The following is a 17,759-nucleotide window of genomic DNA, read 5'->3' on the forward strand; positions in this document are numbered from 1 at the left end:
GGAGGGGACGGCTTTGCAAAACACTGAAGATCTTCTTTACAAACTATTGGCAGGCCAGCTGAAATCTGTCGGATTTTTTACGGAAAACGAAACACAGCCTGTCATGCAGGGATTTTACGGCAGGTGGCTGGAAGAAAGCATCTCCATCTTGGTGCAAAAAGGCTTTTTGAAACAGTCAGGCAGTACGTATGTGTTAACGGGTCCGATAGAGCGTGCGGACGTTCTGTGGCAAGAATGGGATGAAAAGAAAGCTCCTTTACTCAAGGACAGCAGCAAACAGGCGATGATCACCTTAGTGGAGACCGCTCTCAGAGCTTTGCCGGATATTTTATCCGGCAGAGTTTCTGCCACTGATGTTCTGTTTCCTGATTCCTCAATGGAATTGGTGGAAGGAATCTATAAAAACAATGAAACGGCAGACTACTTTAATGAGGTGCTCGCTGACACATTGACAGCTTTCATTGAAGAACGCCTGAAAGAAGATCCGAACGCGGAAATCCGGATATTAGAGATCGGAGCGGGGACGGGCGGGACAAGCGTAGCCGTTTTCAAAAGATTAAAAGAGTACAAACATCATGTGAAAGAATATTGCTACACCGATCTGTCAAAGGCCTTTTTCATGCATGCTGAAAAAGAATACGGTCCCGACAATCCGTATTTGACTTATAAGCGGTTTAATGTGGAAGAGCCCCCGGCTTTGCAAGGTATAGAGGCGGGCGCATATGACGCGGTAATTGCGGCAAATGTGCTTCACGCGACAAAAAATATTCGGCGGACACTTCGCAATGCCAAAGCGGTGCTTAAAAAGAATGGGATTTTGCTATTAAATGAGATCAGCAGCCATTCGGTTTATTCTCACCTGACATTCGGCCTTTTGGAAGGCTGGTGGCTGTATGAAGACGCCAAACTGCGCATTCTCGGATGCCCGGGGCTGTATCCTGAAGCGTGGCAGTCTGCGCTGGAAAGCGAAGGATATCGGTACGTTACATTTATGGCGGAATCGTCACATCACCTCGGCCAGCAGATCGTGGCGGCAGAAAGCGACGGCGTCATCAGGCAAAAGCAGCCGGACGCGCAGGCGGTTGAAGAAACTGCGGCTTCCAAAGAGCCGGCTGATTTCACAGAACCGTCTTTTTCAGTCACAGACCGGACTGTGCAATTCATAAAAGAAACGTTAGCCAAGTCCATAAAGCTTGCTCCCGAGCGCATTCAGCCGGAAACCAGCTTTGAAAAATACGGCATCGACTCCATTTTGCAGGTGAATTTTATCCGCGAACTGGAAACATTGACGGGCGAGCTGCCGAAAACGGTCTTATTTGAACACACGAATACGAAAGAACTTGCCGAGTATTTGCTGGAAACTTACCCGGATAAGCTGCAACAGGCATTCGGAGCCGAACAAGCGCCTCCTGAAACAAAGCATCTGGAACCTGTAATGAATGAACCGGTGCCGCTTGTCACGGAAACACGGCGGTTTATCACTGAACAAAAAGAGCCAAAAGCGCCAAAGCCGGAAACAGAAACCGTCACCGTTAATCGTTCTGATCGTGACGACATTGCCATTATCGGCATCAGCGGCCGCTATCCCGAGTCTGAAACCCTCGATGAGCTGTGGGAGCATTTAAAAGCCGGAGACAGCTGTATTACGGAAGCTCCGGAAAACAGATGGAAATCCGGTCTTCTGAAAACAATGGCAAAAGAAACACGAAAAGAAGAACGCAAAACACGGTACGGCGGATTTCTGCAGCATATTGACGCTTTTGACCATCACTTGTTTGACATCCGGGAAGACCATGTGATGGAGATGACGCCTGAGCTCCGTCTAAGCTTAGAAACCGTATGGGAAACATTTGAAAACGGCGGTTACTCGTTAGAAAGAGTAAACGAATGGCAGGAATCAGACAGCGGCATCGGTGTATTTATGGGAAGTATGTACAATCAATATTTCTGGAATATCCCGTCGTTGGAAAAAGCTGCGCTCAGCTCTAACGGAGGGGATTGGCATATCGCCAACCGCATTTCCCACTTTTTCAATTTAACGGGCCCGAGCATGGGCGTTACGACCGCATGCTCCAGCTCACTGAGCGCCATTCATCTCGCCTGTGAAAGCCTGAAGCTTAACAGCTGTTCCATGGCGATTGCCGGAGGGGTCAATCTCACGCTTGAACCGTCTAAATATGATGCGCTCGAACGGGCGAATTTGCTTGAACAGGGAAGTGAAAGCAAAAGCTTCGGAACCGGCACGGGCCTGATGCCGGGAGAAGGAGTCGGGGCGGTGCTCTTGAAGCCGCTCTCCAAAGCGGTTGCCGACAAAGACCATATTTACGGGGTCATTAAAAGCAGCGCGTTGTGTCATAGCGGCGGAAGGCAGATGTACACGGCTCCGGATCCGAAACAGCAGGCGAAGCTCATGGCGGCTTCCATCGACAAGGCCGGAATCAATCCGGAAACAATCAGTTATGTTGAATCAGCGGCAAACGGCTCTGTATTGGGAGATCCGATTGAGGTCATTGCCCTGACAAACGCGTTCGCGCAATATACCGATAAAAAGCGATTTTGCGCGCTTGGATCCGTCAAGTCAAATCTCGGGCATTTAGAGGCGGCTTCCGGCATGTCCCAGCTCGCGAAAGTGCTGTTGCAAATGGAGCGGGAAACATTAGTCCCGACGATTAACGCAAAACCGCAAAATCCGAATATCGCGCTTGAACAAACGGCCTTTTACCTGCAGGAGAAAACCGAGTATTGGGAACGTCTGAAGGATGCCGAGACAGGAGACATCATACCGCGGAGAAGCATGATCAATTCCTTCGGGGCAGGCGGGGCATATGCAAATCTCATCGTAGAAGAATATATCAGCCCGAATTCCGATCAGAGCCGTCACGGAGATGAGGAATATATTTTCCCTGTGTCAGCGAGAACAAAATGGAGTTTTGAAGCCTATCTTGACAGACTGGCGGCCTTTTTAGAAAAGACGCCATCTCTTCATCCGGCCGCCATCGCATCCGCGCTGCAAAAAAGAACGCATCATTCGGAGTATCGGGCGGCATTTACGGCTGCTTCCGTTCAGGAACTGCTGAATAAGCTGTCCGCTTACCGCATGGATCAGCGGAATCTCAATTTCTCCGATTCTGATATTGGCCGGCGTGCGCGGCAATGGGAAAAAGGAGAGAATATCGCGTTTGATCAGTTGCAGCAGGAGCACGCTGTTCATCTGCCGGCCTACGCTTTTGACCACGGGACTTCTTTTCAATTCGGTGAATCAGAAAACGCTGCCGGCGTTCAGGCGGTATACAGTGATGTCGACCCATACGTGAAAGGGCATCAATTCAGCGGAGAACCGGTACTCGTCGGCGCTACATATAACAGTCTGGCAGTCGATCATTTTTGTGATCTTTTACCTGAAGCGGAAGGAGGACAAATTAAAAAACTGAATTACGTCAGCCCCATTACCGTAAAAAAAGGCGATCGCATCGAGCTGAAAACAGAATCGAAACAAAACGGGGATGGATTTGAACTGAGCATAATGCACCGCAGCCGCACGTCTCCTGATTGGAGCATAGCGGCGTATGCCGAGTGCAGCCCGTATCCGTTTCAAAAGCAGCACGCGGATCTGGCGGCCATTCAGCGCTCTTACCGGGAAGTGGGCCGGATAGATGAGTTATACGGAGACGGAACGGGAACCGTCGTGTGGGGAGAAGAATTTAAAACGATCACCCGCCTGTACAAAGGCACTGATGCCGTTTTAGCAAAAGTGAACCTGAACAATAGCGACTCACAACAAGCGCATCATTATGCCGTAAATCCATTAATCGCCAACAGTGCTTACTTGGCCTCGCTTTCTTTATTGGACCAAACGGAGGCGGAAAGCTATCTGCCGTTCGGCATTAATTCCATCACCTTCAGCAGCCCGGAAGATCTTACCGATTGCTGGCTGCACATCAAGCTGGCCAAACAAACGGGGGAAATGATTCTGATTAACGCAGATGTCATCAGCAGCCGATCGGAAGTGGTGATGCGTTTTGAAGGCTATGCCCTGAAACGATTCCGCCCGAAAACCGAACAGATGAATCAGCCGGCCCGAACGGCTGTTAAGAATGCGGGAGCACCGATTTCTGCCGGCAGTCTGACAGATGATATCCGCAGCTACGTCCTTGGCAAGCTCGCCAAGATGATGGATGAACCCGCGCCATCTCTCCCGTCTGACGCGAATATCATGGAATTGGGACTTGATTCAGCGAGCCTGATCGGGCTGACAAAAGAGATCGGCCAAGAGGCGGACATCGATGTGAATCCAACATTGTTTTTCGAGTATCCGACCGCGGAGGAGCTGACCCGCCACTTCGCGTCAGCATATGAGAGCAAGTTTTCTCAACTGCTTGCCGATCATAAGCATTCAGAAGAGGCCAGGGTCACGGAAACAGAAGAACGCACTTTACCGAAGAAACAGCATCCGCCTTGTGATAACGCCGATATCAAGCAAGGAATCGCGATTATCGGTATGTCAGCTCAGTTTCCGCAATCCCCGGATATCCAGTCTTTTTGGGAGCACATCGTAAACGGGGATCACTGTATTACCGAAATTCCGGCGGACCGCTGGGACTGGCGCCGTTACGCCGGTGATGAGAATGACACGAGTCTCAGATGGGGCGGTTTTATTGACGGTGTCGGCGAATTTGAACCGCTCTTTTTCGGAATTTCCCCTAAAGAGGCATCACAAATGGGGCCGGAGCAATTTCTGCTTTTGATGCATACATGGAAGGCAATGGAGGATGCGGGCCTGACAAATAAGGAATTATCAAGCAGACCGACAGGCGTTTTCGTTGCCGCGGGCAACAGCGATCCGAACAATGGAACAGCCATCCCGTCCATCATTCCGAACAGAATATCATATGCCTTGAATTTACAAGGACCGAGTGAATATTACGAGGCTGCCTGCACGTCAACGCTGGTGGCATTGCACAGGGCGGTTCAATCAATCCGTCATAACGAATGTGAGCAGGCTGTCGTGGGGGCCGCCAATATTCTGCAATCGCCGAAGGGCTTTATCGGTTTTGACTCAATGGGATATTTAAGCAAAAACGGCCGGGCGAAATCGTTCCAAAAAGATGCCGATGGCTTTGTCAGAAGCGAAGGGGCGGGCGTGATCATCATCAAACCGCTTGAGGCGGCAATTGAAGACGGCGATCATATTCACATGGTCATTAAAGGAACAGGAGTGTCTCACGGCGGTAAAGGCATGTCGCTTCACGCACCGAATCCGGCGGGAATGAAGGCCGCGATGAAAAAAGCGTACGAAGACACCGATGTTGATCCGCAAACTGTCACTTATATTGAAGCGCACGGCATTGCCTCCGAAATGGCAGATGCGCTGGAGTTTAATGCAATCAAAGCGGGTTACGGCGAATCTGCAAATCAAGAGGAAAGCGCGCCTTGTTATATCAGCACCGTGAAACCTTGCATCGGGCACGGCGAACTCGCTTCCGGACTGGCCGCCCTTATAAAAGTGGCGATGGCCATGAAGCATCATACCATCCCGGGCATTCCGGGATTTACAGCTGCAAATGAGCAAATGGCCATTCAGAAAAGCCGCTTCCGTTTCACCGAAGACAATCAGGAATGGACACAGCTCACCAACCATACGGGCAGACCGATCCCGCGCCGGGCCGCAATTAACAGCTATGGCTTCGGCGGCATGAATGCGCATGTCGTCTTGGAACAGTACAGCCCGAGCCATAAAGACAAAGAATCTGCGTGTGAACCGCAGCTTATCGTGCTTTCTGCTAAGAGCGAAGGACGTCTTAAGGCGGCCGCAGGTCAGCTGGCTGATTTTGTGCAAACTGGAGATACTCCGTCATTGCGGGATATTGCTTATACGCTTCAGACCGGCCGTGAGGCGATGAACTGCCGCCTGGCACTCGTTGCCCGCAATCAAGATGAATTGCTGGAAAAACTGAAAGAGTACAGAGCATTTTCCGAAGAAAGCAATGGAATGAAAAGCTTCTTTACAGGCAGTCAGCAGACTGGATCAGGAGATATCGGCGTTTTACTGGAAGGGACTCTCGGTACAGTCGTCACGGAGACGCTGTTGGCTGAAAACAATCTGGAAAAACTTGCATTTTGCTGGGTGAAAGGTGCGGATATACCGTGGGACAGACTCCACCAAGGCAAATCTGTTCAAAGAGTGCCGCTTCCGACATATCCTTTTGAAAACCATAAGTATTGGAACGGCGGTCAGTCAGAAGACATCAGCCTTGCACCGGTATCACAGACTCCTCAGATCCGCTGCGAGAGCGCGGCTGACATTGTGGCAGACATTTTGGGGATGAAGGCAGCGGAAATTGATCAAAATAAGCCGCTGACTGAATACGGCTTCGATTCAATCTCCTCTATTCAGCTGTTGAAGAAACTTGAGGACGGAGACAGCCGCATCAGTCTGGAGGCTCTTCAGAAATGCAGCACTGTTCAGGAGATTAGCATGCTGTTAAAAACGAACCAATCGCAGGAGGCGGGCCGAAATTTTCCAGAACTCGTCAAGCTGAATGATAGAGAAAAAGGCCGTCCTGTTTTTTGGTTTCACGGCGGAACGGGAGGCGTTGAAGCATACCAGCCATTCGCCAAAAAGAGTCAGCGACCTTTTTACGGCATACAGGCAAGAGGTTTGACAGGGAAAGAGCCGCTGCAAGGAATCGAAGAGACGGCCGCTTCTTATATGAGAATCATCCAAGCGGTACAGCCGAAAGGGCCTTATGACCTCGGCGGATATTCCTTGGGCGGAATGCTTGCATATGAAACCGCGCGCCTCTTGCAGGAGGAAGGTCATACGGTAAAAAGCGCCGTCATGATCGACACCCCGTACAGTGAAAAATGGAAAGAAAGAAAACCATCTGTTAAGTCGGTCATGCTGCAAACGATCAATACGATGCTTACAGCATATCTTAAGCCTGAAAACCTTGAAGAGGCATTAATCAGCAGAGAAGACATTACCGTCCAGGCTGAGGAAGAAGCAGTATTGAAAGAATTGATCGGCCTTGCCAAAAAGCGCGGTCTGCCAAAATCCGAAGAAGCGATCCGGATGCAACTGGAGCAAATGATGAAGACGCAGCTCGCTTACGGAATGGAAGAGTATGATATGAAGCCGCTGCCTCATCCGGAAGCGCTGCAATGCTACTACTTCCGTAATAAAAGCGGTTTGTTCCTCGGAGATCTTGAACGTTATCTGACAGCAGAGGAAGAACAAATCCCGTTAGACCATGATGCGTATTGGAAAGAATGGGAACGCCAGATGAAACAGTTTCACCTGCTGGACGTTCACTCTTCCAATCATGTCACAATGCTGTCGGAACCAAAGACGCAAAATGCCATTAAGGCATTCTGCGAAAAACTGTACGCAAACAAAGGAACGATAAGCGCAAATTTCCTTAAATCTTTCAGAAAAAAGCTGGACGAAACAAATGAGTTGGTAAAACGGTAATAGAGAACGGCCGGAGCAATCCGGCCGCTTTTTTTATCTATATAGAACTAAATTCACTATGTACTAAATATTCACTACTGTATTGATTTCCGTTTATAAGACATTAAAAAAACCCCCGATAAACAGGGGGCGATATTAAAATCTGACAGGCAATGTTTCAAGCCCTCTCAAAAACACATTTTTTCTCCATGTTACATCCTCGGGTGCGCCTTTCAGCTCTATATTCGGAAACCGTTTTAAAAGCGCGGTAAAGGCAATAGATGCTTCCATCCGGGCGAGCGGAGCCCCGAGACAAAAATGAATGCCGAATCCAAAAGAGATATGACGGTTCGGTGTTCTCGCTATATTTAATGTATCAGGATCATCAAAATATTCCGGGTCCCGATTGGCTGAACCGATGCCGATAAATATCATATCACCTTTTTTAATAGAAACATCTTTATAGGTGAAATCTTCAATCGCCCATCGATTCGCCATCATGATGACGGGAGAGGTATAACGCAAAAGCTCTTCGACCGCCGTCTGGATATTTTCCGGCTGCCTCTTTATCTTCTCCATCTGGTCTTTGTGCAGAAGAAGCGCCAGGGTGCCGGAGCCGAGAAGGTTAACCGTTGTTTCAAGCCCGGCAACGACTAACAAAAACAACATGGAATACAGCTCTGATTCACTCAGCTTTTGGCCGTCCTCTTCAGCGTAAATAAGCTTGCTTGTCAGATCTTCAGCCGGATGTTTTCTTTTTTCTTCGATCAGTGTTTTCATATATTGTTTAAATTCTTTGAGAGCCTGGTTGGTCGCATCTTGTCCGCTTTCTGACGTGTCGACCATTGCGTTTGTCCACACTTGAAATTTGGCGCGGTCCTCTTTCGGAATCCCGAGCAGTTCGGAAATGACGATAAACGGAAGCGGTGCGGCGAAATCTCTCATGATATCAGGGTCTGCTTTTGTTTCCATTTCATCCAGCAGCTCTTCTGTGATCTGCTCTATCCCGGTGCGAAGCTGCTCAATCATCCGGGGAGTGAACCCCTGATGCACCAAAGATCGAAGACGTGAATGATCCGGAGGGTCTTTTGCCAGCATATGCTCTGAGACAAAATCGATATCTTCACTGACATTCAGCTTCGCGATCAGCTCCTTCGGCATGACCCGTTTTACATCTCTCGTAATTCTGCCGTCTTTTAAAAACGCCATACAATCATCATAACGCGTGATGAGCCAAGCCGGAAAGGTGCCTCCGAAACGCTGCAGTTCGAATTTATGTATGGGGTCCTGCTCTCTGAATCTGCTTAAAACCGCAAAAGGGTTTTCGTGAAACTCGGGTGAGTGTGGGTGAAACATTGTTTTTTCCATCTGGATTCCCCGCCTTCATGTTTTTGAAAAGACATAACAAACAGCCGGTGCCTGCCGACCGGACGGCATTCCTCCTTTTATCTGCCGAAGACACTGATCACAACGGCTCATAAGTATGTCTAAAATATATAAGGAAACAGAAGCCGGTTCAATAGACAAATCGTAAAGCCGCCATTTTCGTTGATTATCAACAAAACAGCAAACTTTTTTTGCCATTTCATCATGTGTGTTAAATCCGGCTAATATACATATTTACGCTTCATATCAACTTCTTAAGGAGGATGTGAATGAATGCGTTTATGAAATGGGCGGCAAGTCTGCTTTTGGTGATCTCTCTTCAGGTCGGCCTTACGGGCGCCGGCATCCATTCGGACAGTGCTGCTCGTGCCGCATCCCGATACGATCAGGTGCTGTATTTCCCGCTGTCAAAATATCCGGAGACGGGAAATCATATAAAAGACGCCATTTCGGCAGGTCATTCTGAGATTTGTACAATTGATCGGGGCGGAGCGGAGAATAGAAGGAAAGAATCATTGAAAGGAATTCCGACAAAGCCCGGGTTTGACCGTGATGAATGGCCCATGGCAGTTTGCACAGAAGGCGGGGCGGGGGCTGATATCAGATATGTAACCCCGTCGGATAACCGCGGGGCCGGTTCATGGGTTGGAAATCAAATGAGCGGATACTCCGACGGCACGAGAGTACTATTTATCGTTCAGTAGCTTCTCCGGTTCGCCGGAGTTTTTTTATGCTCTGAAAAAGCGGCACGCCGGCTGGACATATGAAATGGCAAAGAGTAAACTTATATGTTGGAATCAGCATGAGAAAGGATTGGATCACATTGACAGTGACTACATACCGAAATATTGCACTTTTACTTCTTTGTTTAACAGCGGGAATTGTGGATGTGATCGGTTATTTAAGCCTGGGACATATCTTTACCGCCAATATGACGGGGAACATCGTTCTGTTCGGCCTGGCGATCGGCAACTCATGGCACCTTGCCGTACTCAAATCGTTAACCTCGTTAATCGGATTTATTGCCGGCGTTATTGCCGCGGCCCTGCTTGTGGGCAATAAAAAGAAATCATTCTGGCCCCCTGCGGTAACTGCAGCTTTAGCTATTGAAGGAGCTGTTTTGCTGCTGTTTGCTTTGTTCTCTTGCTTTTTTGCAGACGCAATTTCTGTTTATGTGCTGATTATGCTGCTCAGCTTCGCAATGGGAATGCAGACGACAGCCGCGAGAAAACTTGGTGTAGCGGGGATTTCCACGACCGTATTAACGGGAACGCTCGCTAATTTTTTTGAAGATCTCACCGCAAGGTTTTACAAAGCGGACAAGCGGAAGCAGTTTACGAGAGATGTTGTTTTGCGCGCGCTTGCCTTGGTTCTGTATTGCTTTGGGGCGGTCATCGGCGCTTTTGCCGAACCGGATTATAAGTTTGCCGTGATCTGGCTTCCGATTATCATTATTTTAGGCATTATGCTTTGCGCATTCACGATGTTCCACGGATATTCTGAAGAAAAAAACCAATAAAAAAACGCCGCTGGTTCAGGGCGTTTTTTCTTTTTATTGCTCTTTCCGGGTCCCGATTGTATACACGGCCCGATCTGTATGTACCTTTAATCCGTCTTGCTCCTTTTGGATGGTAATATCGCCGAGCAGAGGGATTTCATACGCATCTTGAGGAAGCGGGACATTTCCTTCCTCCGTATAGGTTGTGCCGTGCCCTTTTAAGACGAGCTCTTCGTCCGCTACATAGTCATCGGGATGGTTTGTCCGGCGGACGAGAACATCATCAAGGTGAAGCATGATCTGGTCCATATCAGAAATCTCGTTTCGGCTGTCTGTCAGCTCTCCTTTTCTGATATCAAGCGTTTGTCCGATCTGTTTTTGCAGCCATTCAGACAATTCGGTGTTTGTAAGTGCCATTGTGATTCCTCCTTTTATCTACACCATACTTATTCCCTATTTTTTTAGAAATACACTGCCTTGATTGATCTTTTTTTCTGACAGCCGGTTCTGAAGCATTCCGAGTTCCTTCATTATAAATGTTTCATCTGTTCACCTGAAAAACGGAGTCATCTGCAGGTTTAGACGACCCCGTTCTCATGATAAAAAGATTACTCTTTCGGCACGGCGTTTTCAGCGTTTACTGCGCCCGCTCCGTAAATGTTCGGATCTTCATTTGTCCATTGATCCGGACTTTGTTTGATCAGTGTTTTCACTTCGTCAGGCGAAAGCTGCGGGTTCTGCTGAAGGATTAAGGCGGCAATGCCAGCACAGATCGGAGTGGCCATGGACGTGCCCGACAGACTGAAATACAAGGAGCCTACACGGTTTGATTTCTGTAATTTGTCAAGATATGAACGCGGAGAACGGAGAGATACGATATCGACCCCGGGCGCAAGAATGTCAGGCTTCTCTTTTCCGTACACCGTCGGGCCGCGGCTTGAGAATGAAGCGACCGTATCGTCCTCATTGCCGGCCGTATTATTGTCATCATAGGCGCCTACCGTGATGACCTTCTCGCTGACACCGGGGCTTGAAATCGTTTGAGCTTCCGGACCGGAGTTGCCCGCGGCGACGCAGACGACGATTCCTTCATTCCATGCCTCTTCAACGGCCTTGACGAGCGGATCGTCCGTTTCTTTATCATATCTGAGCGCATCTCCGCCCAGTGACATGCTGATGATTCTGATCGGATTCTTCGTGTGTTCTTTATTATATTGTATGCACCATTCCACACCTTCAATGATATCAGCCAAGGTTCCTGATCCTGATTTGTTTAAAACCTTGACTCCGATCAGATCGGCTTCCGGCGCCGGCCCCTGATATTTACCGGAAGATGAAGCGCCGCTGCTTGCAATATCACCGGCGCAATGGGTGCCGTGCCCGTTGTCGTCATACGGTTCTGTCTTTTGGTTGACGAAGTCCGCAAATCCGATAACTCTGCCTTCTAAATCGGGATGCTGATAGATTCCGGTATCAATAACGGCGACGGTTACGCCTTTTCCTGTTAATACGGTGCCGTTACGGGTCACTTCTTTTGCATGAGACGATTCAGCTGCCGTATCAAGGAGCGCTTTTACTTCACGGTTTAAATAGATTTTACGGATATCCCGGCATTGCGAAAGAAGCATGTGAAGAGCGGACGGAGTGACTTCGGCGCTGCAGCAATTGATTGTTTGAAACTGCTTTTTTATGGTGCAGCGTTTTTCTTTTAATAAGACCTGTCCTGTGCTGTGAAAACCGGATTCATGGCAGCCCTCTTCAAATTCAATGATGACTGACATTTTCTTTCTGTTTTTCACCTTTTTTTCGAAAAAATTGTGCAAAAAGCAAGGTGTCCATTTGAAAGGTTTATATAACTGTAAGACGTTTTCTCTGAGCGGCCAGTCCAGCTTATGAGCATTTGACCGCACCATTTGTACCATTGAGTAACCAAACATATATACTTTTCCTCCCATTCTGGCGATTCTCTCTATACCATATGAACAGGCCGTATGTTCGGTCAGTTTGTTTGTCCTTCAGGAGAGCTGGTTACTTGCGGCTTTTTCAGGAGAAGAAATCGAGTTGAAACGGAACGCGTTTATAATGAAGCCGGCGGAAGGAGGTATATACATGAACATAATATTGAGACATTCCTTGGAAAAACAGCTTCCGATTGATATTATATATATGAAAAAAGACGGCTCCATTTCAAAACGGACCATTATTATAAAAAAAGGGGATGAGCGGGCTGAAACGGCATTTTGCTGTACAAAAAGGCAGATGAGAACTTTTTTGACGGGCTCCATTCTGTCCTGCGCATTTGCTTCGGGAGGCGGATATTCATTTTTAAAAGCGTATTCTTGATGCCGTCCGTTTCCGGCCGTGAATCTCCCGCCCCTGAAAATTCGGGCGTTCCTCCCTTTTTTTTTGCCCTCTCTCAACCTTTTTTCACTGATGCCCGGCATTTGAGCGCTTGAACCGTGACAATCCATTGATTTTTCGAAACCGGGAAGTTTTTCACTGATGATAATGTTAATAGAATGTTAAGATAAGACCTATTGACAAAAATCCATATAATGAACATGTCATTTTTCAGAAAGGAGCAATGAAGGAGAGCTGATGAAAAGAATTTTACTTAATGTCATCATTATCGTAGCAATGGTCTTACTAATAAGATGTGCTCATTATGCGTCAGACCCTGATCCCTCGAATTCTTCTGATACATACACAGATTTTAAAGATCTGGCTGAACACGAAGACCCCGATGATTATCATATATCGTACAATAAGCGAAAGGGGAGCCCCGTATTGATCATGTCGCCGCACGGAGGGAGAATTGAGGGCGGGGTGAGCGAGATCGTCCGCTCTTTCAGGGATGATTATTCAACCTACCTGTTTGAGGGATTAAAAGCGCATGATAACCAGACTCTTCATATTACGAGCACCAAGTTCGATGAGCCTTCAGCAGTCGAAAGCATTAAGCAGCACCGTTATGTTATCGCAGTGCACGGTTATAAAGGCGACGAGAAAAATACTCTTGTCGGAGGAAGCGACCGGAAGCGGGCGAAAAAATTGGTGAGAGCTCTCGAACGAAACGGATTTTCTGCAGAATTGGCAACCTCAAAAACCGGTCTGGCCGGGGTTGACACCGAAAATATCAATAACCAGGCGCAAACCGGGCTGAGCATACAGCTTGAGATCAGCAGAAAACAGCGGGAAGCGTTTTTTGATAATTTTGATTACCGCGAAAGGGAATTCACAAAAACGGAGGAATTTTACCGGTTTGTCCGTACGATAAAAAGAGTGATCAATCAAGAGTATTCGTGAGCTTAAAAAAAGACAAACCAGTGAAAGATGAGTAAACTGAAAAAAAGGAGGTTTGTCCCTTGGCAAAACATCACTTTTATTTAAAAGCAAATTGGCCCGGAAATCGCAACGACGTCGGCGATATTAAAAGCGGCCGGCTGGAGACGGCTGTGTCCATTCCTAAGGAAATGGACGGACCCGGAGAAGGCACAAATCCTGATGAAATGCTGCTTGGAGCGGCCGCGACCTGTTATATTATAACGCTTGCGGCGATGATGGAAAGAAGCGGCCTGGATAAAGAAGATCTACATATGGAATCTGAAGGAATTGTAGACGTCACAAACGGTGTGTTCACGTACCAGAAAATCATTCACCGCCCGTTTATATTATTAAAGCCGGATGCAGCCGAAACGGATTTTACGCTCGCCAGGAAGTTAGCGCAAAAAGCGGAGTCCTCATGTATGATTTCACGAGCGGTCCAAGGAAACGTGGAGATGGAGCTTGAGGTTGAAGTAAAAGCTGCCCGCGCTTGACGAGTTCAAACGGTCAGCTCCGGGCCGTTTGATTTTTTTTAGCTTTTTGGGACTTGGAACGGTTCAGCAGGATGACGCCCGTGATGACCAAAACAAGCCCGATCATCATTTTGACTGTCATGGCCTCCTTAAAAACAAAAAAGCCGACAATTGCCGTTAAAGCTGTGCCGACACCTGACCATGTCGCGTATGCGGCGGATAAATCAAGGCTTTTCAATGAGAAGCTCAAAAACATAAAAGAGGCTCCGATTCCGGCAATGACGCCGAGAGCGGGCCACAGGTGCGTAAAACCGTCCGACAGCTTCAGCATCGTGCTCCCGAACACTTCTGATACAATGGCTAATGCCAGGCAGAGTAATCCTTTCATCAGCATGCCTCTCCTTTCTACCAATTCATCAAAATGACACCGGCCAATAAGAAAAAGAGTCCGATGACGGCCTGCTTGTCCAGTTTTTCATGAAACCATTTCGCTCCGATAATGGATGCGAGCACCGTTCCGGCTCCGCTCCATGTTGCATAGGATAAGCTGAGCGGAATGAGATTCAGTGTCAGTGAAAGCATATAAAAGGCCAATGAATAGCCTGCCACTACAAGCGCGCTCGGCAAAAACCGCGTAAATCCGCGGGAGACTTTCAGCATGGCCGCGCCGATTGACTCTGATAAAATAGCAATTGTGAGGAAGATATAACCCAGAATCATATCAAATCCCCCTCTCATCATAATCCATATGCCTTTTGTTTAAGGCAGTAAAATAAAATAATATCCGAACTTTGCCCGCCAAGTCAAGACATTAGGCCTATACAAAAAGGCCCCCGGGGAGGAGCCTTTTTGATTCGTCAATAGAAATACGGATAGCCGTAGCCGTAACCCCCGTACAAGTACGGATTGAATAAAGCGCTTCCGACAAGCCCCCCGACAAGCCCTCCGAAAAACGGTCCGCCGTAAAAACCAAACGGCCGTCCGAATCCATAACCAAACCAAGGCCGGCCAAATCCAAAACCCGGCCGTCCGAATCCAAATCCGAATCCGGGCCGTCCGAATCCGAAGCCCGGCCGTCCGAACCCAAATCCAGGCCGCCCAAACGGTCTCATATCACTATCTACTGCGTATGTGTATTCTTCATTCATAATTAAGGTACCTCCAAGAATAAATTTGAGATGATAACAGAGTATTCAGCCCACCAATTTTTGATTGGGCGTTTATCAAAAAAATAAAGGAGTGAGCTTTTGTGGGTCTGTATCAGTCCGATTGGTCAAAAAAACCTCCGCACACACACGCATACCGGGCGGTTACGGATGTAGTGCAGGGGCATTACCATTTGATCGAAGGCTTTTCGCAGCCGGAGAACGGCAGCAATACAGATGAGCATACACATTTCTATACGGGCATCACCTCGTTTGAAAACGGCCATTTTCATAGGTATTACGGCATTTCCGGCCCTGCCATCCCGAGGGTTGACGGAACACATTACCATGAGCTTTCAGAGACCACCTTTGCCGCCTACAATGAGCCGATTCAGATCCAGCACGGCGGCGTCGTTTACGATCCGCGGGAGGAAGGACGGAAAACGCACCGCCATACACTCAAAGGAAAAACGAGAGAGGTTGTCGGAAACGAGCCGATCGGGTGGTAGTGGACGTTTAGCGCTCAGGAAAAAGGGCAAAATGGATAGGTGCCTGAAGAAATGAATGCTATAATTAGGGGGAGATTTATAAAAGAGAGTGATACATATTGAAAAATAAAAAACAGCCTGTCGTCATACTTGTCGGACCGACGGCAGTCGGAAAAACAAAACTAAGCATCGGACTCGCGAAAATGCTGAATGCGGAAATCATCAGCGGAGATTCCATGCAGGTATATAAAGGGATGGACATCGGAACGGCCAAAGTCACCGAAGAAGAGACAGAAGGCGTGCCGCATCACCTGATTGATATTTTGGAGCCGTCCGACACTTTTTCAACGGCGGATTATCAAAAAATGGTGAGAGGAAAAATCACCGAGATTGCCGATAGAGGAAAGCTGCCGATGATTGTCGGGGGGACGGGTCTGTACATTCAGTCCGTGCTGTATGACTATACGTTCACGGAAAACTCCGGCGACCCTGTATTCCGGGAGCGCATGGAGAAACTGGCGGCTGAAGAAGGGGCGGAAGCGCTTCATGCCAAGCTTGCGGCAGCCGACCCGGAAGCGGCGGCAGCCATTCATCAAAACAATACGCGAAGAGTCATCCGCGCGCTCGAAATCCTGCATGTATCGGGAAAAACAATGTCAGAGCATCTTAAAACCCAAAAACGGGAGCTGCTTTACAATGCGGTTCTTATCGGTCTTACAATGGACAGAGAAGTGCTGTACGGCCGGATTAACGAGCGCGTTGACCTGATGCTGGAAACCGGCCTTCTTGACGAAGTAAAGCGGCTGTATGATATGAATATCCGGGACAGCCAATCGATTCAGGCGATCGGCTATAAAGAGCTGTATGAATATCTTGATGGAAAAGTGCCGCTCCCTCAGGCTGTGGAGCAATTAAAACAAAATTCTAGGCGATATGCGAAACGTCAGCTGACCTGGTTTCGCAATAAAATGCCCGTTTCATGGACAGATATGACGCCGCCTGTTGATATTGAGCAGAAAAAAAAGGAAATTTTCGAGTGCATAGCAGGAAAACTGGAAATTTAATCGAAACAGTATTGTATTGAGAACCAAGGAGGACGAAACATGAAACCGATTAATATTCAAGATCAGTTTTTGAATCAAATCCGAAAAGACAATACGTTCGTCACGGTGTTTTTACTCAACGGCTTCCAGCTTCGCGGCCAGGTAAAAGGCTTTGACAACTTTACCGTTTTGCTCGAAACGGAGGGGAAGCAGCAGCTTATTTATAAACATGCCATCTCTACGTTCGCCCCGCAAAAAAACGTCCAGCTTGAGCTTGAATAGACTTTTTGAAAAAGACCATGAACAATGGTCTTTTTCTATGCGCATCTGTATATTGCAGGCTGTATATCGGAAACATAAAAGGGGGTTCGGAAAATCGTGTTCGAAAGTGAAAATGAACTGAGAAGAATCAGGATTACGCTCGTTTGGATCGCTGTTTTTTTGCTGTTTGGAGCTTGCAGCAATCATGAGACGGTGGTGACGGATGATGACGGCGGCTTGGCGGATACCGAACCGCAGACAGAAGGCATGGTGCAGCTGGAACATAATCGTTTCGGCATCGTTGAGGACGGTTACTTAAAAATATACCGCTATGATGAAAAAACGAATAAAATCGAACTGAAAAAAGAAACGGCGCTGGATGAGCTTGAATAAATTTCACAAGCGTTCGAATTTACAAAGCGGGCCGCACAAGCTACACTAAGTACTGACATTGATCATGCAGAGGGTGAGACGATTGAAACACAAGGTGATAATCAACCATTGGGAAGAAACTTGTGAAGATGATTCCTGCTATGAATATGGAACCAGCATCATCGTTGACGGCAAAGAACTGATCAGAGAGGCTTCCATCACAAGCGCTCTGAAAGCCGTGCTGAAAGAAATCGGTGCTGATGTGGAGATTGAAGAAACCGTTGAAAGCGAAAAAAAATGTGATTCTTACAAAAAATAA

17 protein-coding genes are annotated in these 17,759 nt (G+C 47.8%); 11 read left to right on the forward strand and 6 right to left on the reverse strand.

The annotated features are described in order from the left end of the window. Positions 1-13 precede the first annotated feature (13 nt). Positions 14-7,471, forward strand: a complete 7,458-nt coding sequence (locus RUW00_RS02675; protein WP_280145111.1) for a beta-ketoacyl synthase N-terminal-like domain-containing protein — start codon at positions 14-16, stop codon at positions 7,469-7,471. A gap of 135 nt (positions 7,472-7,606) precedes the next feature. On the opposite strand, the gene RUW00_RS02680 is transcribed toward RUW00_RS02675, so the two are convergent. After that, entirely contained in the window at positions 7,607-8,818 is a 1,212-nt protein-coding gene (locus RUW00_RS02680) for a cytochrome P450 family protein (RefSeq protein WP_167409046.1), read from the reverse strand. A gap of 287 nt (positions 8,819-9,105) precedes the next feature. Here RUW00_RS02680 and RUW00_RS02685 point away from each other — a divergent pair, with 287 nt between their 5' ends. Further along, positions 9,106-9,540: a NucA/NucB deoxyribonuclease domain-containing protein gene (locus RUW00_RS02685; protein WP_021493650.1), complete on the forward strand. Its 435-nt coding sequence runs from the start codon at positions 9,106-9,108 to the stop codon at positions 9,538-9,540. Between the two features lie 59 nt (positions 9,541-9,599). After that, positions 9,600-10,355: a YoaK family protein gene (locus tag RUW00_RS02690; RefSeq protein WP_095060096.1), complete on the forward strand. Its 756-nt coding sequence runs from the start codon at positions 9,600-9,602 to the stop codon at positions 10,353-10,355. Positions 10,356-10,388: 33 nt separating this feature from the next. Here RUW00_RS02690 and ymzB read toward each other — a convergent pair whose 3' ends face one another. Next, on the reverse strand, positions 10,389-10,751 hold the full coding sequence (gene ymzB / locus RUW00_RS02695) for a protein YmzB (RefSeq protein ID WP_007410383.1): 363 nt from the start codon (positions 10,749-10,751) through the stop codon (positions 10,389-10,391). A gap of 191 nt (positions 10,752-10,942) precedes the next feature. Beyond that, a complete protein-coding gene (gene aprX / locus RUW00_RS02700) occupies positions 10,943-12,271 on the reverse strand; it encodes a serine protease AprX (protein ID WP_160216862.1) in 1,329 nt (442 codons plus the stop codon). A 172-nt stretch (positions 12,272-12,443) separates the two neighbouring features. Between aprX and RUW00_RS02705 the strand changes: the two genes are divergently transcribed. The 3 genes from RUW00_RS02705 to RUW00_RS02715 all read left to right on the forward strand — a co-directional run bounded on the left by RUW00_RS02705 (position 12,444) and on the right by RUW00_RS02715 (position 14,152). Then, positions 12,444-12,677 (forward strand): hypothetical protein, encoded by a 234-nt coding sequence (locus tag RUW00_RS02705; protein ID WP_038461471.1) that lies wholly within the window; start codon positions 12,444-12,446, stop codon positions 12,675-12,677. Between the two features lie 255 nt (positions 12,678-12,932). Beyond that, on the forward strand, positions 12,933-13,640 hold the full coding sequence (locus RUW00_RS02710) for a poly-gamma-glutamate hydrolase family protein (protein WP_095272096.1): 708 nt from the start codon (positions 12,933-12,935) through the stop codon (positions 13,638-13,640). Between the two features lie 59 nt (positions 13,641-13,699). Continuing rightward, the gene (locus RUW00_RS02715) at positions 13,700-14,152 is read left to right on the forward strand and encodes an OsmC family protein (RefSeq protein WP_014305039.1); all 453 of its coding nucleotides are present in this window, start codon (positions 13,700-13,702) and stop codon (positions 14,150-14,152) included. A 13-nt stretch (positions 14,153-14,165) separates the two neighbouring features. Here the strand turns inward: RUW00_RS02715 and erbB are convergent, their stop codons facing one another. The 3 genes from erbB to RUW00_RS02730 all read right to left on the reverse strand — a co-directional run bounded on the left by erbB (position 14,166) and on the right by RUW00_RS02730 (position 15,243). Further along, a complete protein-coding gene (erbB, locus tag RUW00_RS02720; RefSeq protein ID WP_007410379.1) occupies positions 14,166-14,519 on the reverse strand; it encodes an SMR family multidrug efflux transporter EbrB in 354 nt (117 codons plus the stop codon). Positions 14,520-14,536: 17 nt separating this feature from the next. Further along, the gene (gene erbA / locus RUW00_RS02725) at positions 14,537-14,851 is read right to left on the reverse strand and encodes an SMR family multidrug efflux transporter EbrA (protein WP_007410378.1); all 315 of its coding nucleotides are present in this window, start codon (positions 14,849-14,851) and stop codon (positions 14,537-14,539) included. A gap of 137 nt (positions 14,852-14,988) precedes the next feature. After that, positions 14,989-15,243 carry a hypothetical protein gene (locus tag RUW00_RS02730; RefSeq protein ID WP_370530899.1) on the reverse strand — a complete coding sequence of 85 codons (255 nt, stop codon included), beginning with the start codon at positions 15,241-15,243 and terminating at the stop codon, positions 14,989-14,991. 137 nt (positions 15,244-15,380) lie between these two features. On the opposite strand from RUW00_RS02730, the gene RUW00_RS02735 reads away from it, so the two are divergent. The 5 genes from RUW00_RS02735 to RUW00_RS02755 all read left to right on the forward strand — a co-directional run bounded on the left by RUW00_RS02735 (position 15,381) and on the right by RUW00_RS02755 (position 17,759). Further along, positions 15,381-15,785, forward strand: coding sequence for a YmaF family protein (locus tag RUW00_RS02735; protein ID WP_014417831.1), 405 nt, complete (start codon positions 15,381-15,383; stop codon positions 15,783-15,785). A gap of 98 nt (positions 15,786-15,883) precedes the next feature. Next, positions 15,884-16,828, forward strand: a complete 945-nt coding sequence (gene miaA / locus RUW00_RS02740; protein ID WP_007410375.1) for a tRNA (adenosine(37)-N6)-dimethylallyltransferase MiaA — start codon at positions 15,884-15,886, stop codon at positions 16,826-16,828. 39 nt (positions 16,829-16,867) lie between these two features. Next, positions 16,868-17,089, forward strand: a complete 222-nt coding sequence (gene hfq / locus RUW00_RS02745) for an RNA chaperone Hfq (protein WP_003154064.1) — start codon at positions 16,868-16,870, stop codon at positions 17,087-17,089. 96 nt (positions 17,090-17,185) lie between these two features. Beyond that, positions 17,186-17,461: a YmzC family protein gene (locus RUW00_RS02750; RefSeq protein ID WP_017417823.1), complete on the forward strand. Its 276-nt coding sequence runs from the start codon at positions 17,186-17,188 to the stop codon at positions 17,459-17,461. Between the two features lie 82 nt (positions 17,462-17,543). Beyond that, positions 17,544-17,759, forward strand: a complete 216-nt coding sequence (locus RUW00_RS02755) for a hypothetical protein (protein ID WP_003154062.1) — start codon at positions 17,544-17,546, stop codon at positions 17,757-17,759.

Source organism: Bacillus sp. IS1 (assembly GCF_032461585.1).
GTDB lineage: Bacteria > Bacillota > Bacilli > Bacillales > Bacillaceae > Bacillus > Bacillus velezensis.

Bases quoted from the DNA above. Each gene is read 5' to 3' on its own strand.
- RUW00_RS02680 (WP_167409046.1), bottom strand. From the start codon at position 8,818: ATGGAAAAAACAATGTTTCACCCACACTCACCCGAGTTTCACGAAAAC.
- RUW00_RS02685 (WP_021493650.1), top strand. From the start codon at position 9,106: ATGAATGCGTTTATGAAATGGGCGGCAAGTCTGCTTTTGGTGATCTCT.
- RUW00_RS02690 (WP_095060096.1), top strand. From the start codon at position 9,600: ATGAAATGGCAAAGAGTAAACTTATATGTTGGAATCAGCATGAGAAAG.
- ymzB (WP_007410383.1), bottom strand. From the start codon at position 10,751: ATGGCACTTACAAACACCGAATTGTCTGAATGGCTGCAAAAACAGATC.
- aprX (WP_160216862.1), bottom strand. From the start codon at position 12,271: ATGTTTGGTTACTCAATGGTACAAATGGTGCGGTCAAATGCTCATAAG.
- RUW00_RS02705 (WP_038461471.1), top strand. From the start codon at position 12,444: ATGAACATAATATTGAGACATTCCTTGGAAAAACAGCTTCCGATTGAT.
- RUW00_RS02710 (WP_095272096.1), top strand. From the start codon at position 12,933: ATGAAAAGAATTTTACTTAATGTCATCATTATCGTAGCAATGGTCTTA.
- erbB (WP_007410379.1), bottom strand. From the start codon at position 14,519: ATGAAAGGATTACTCTGCCTGGCATTAGCCATTGTATCAGAAGTGTTC.
- erbA (WP_007410378.1), bottom strand. From the start codon at position 14,851: ATGATTCTGGGTTATATCTTCCTCACAATTGCTATTTTATCAGAGTCA.
- RUW00_RS02730 (WP_370530899.1), bottom strand. From the start codon at position 15,243: ATGAGACCGTTTGGGCGGCCTGGATTTGGGTTCGGACGGCCGGGCTTC.
- hfq (WP_003154064.1), top strand. From the start codon at position 16,868: ATGAAACCGATTAATATTCAAGATCAGTTTTTGAATCAAATCCGAAAA.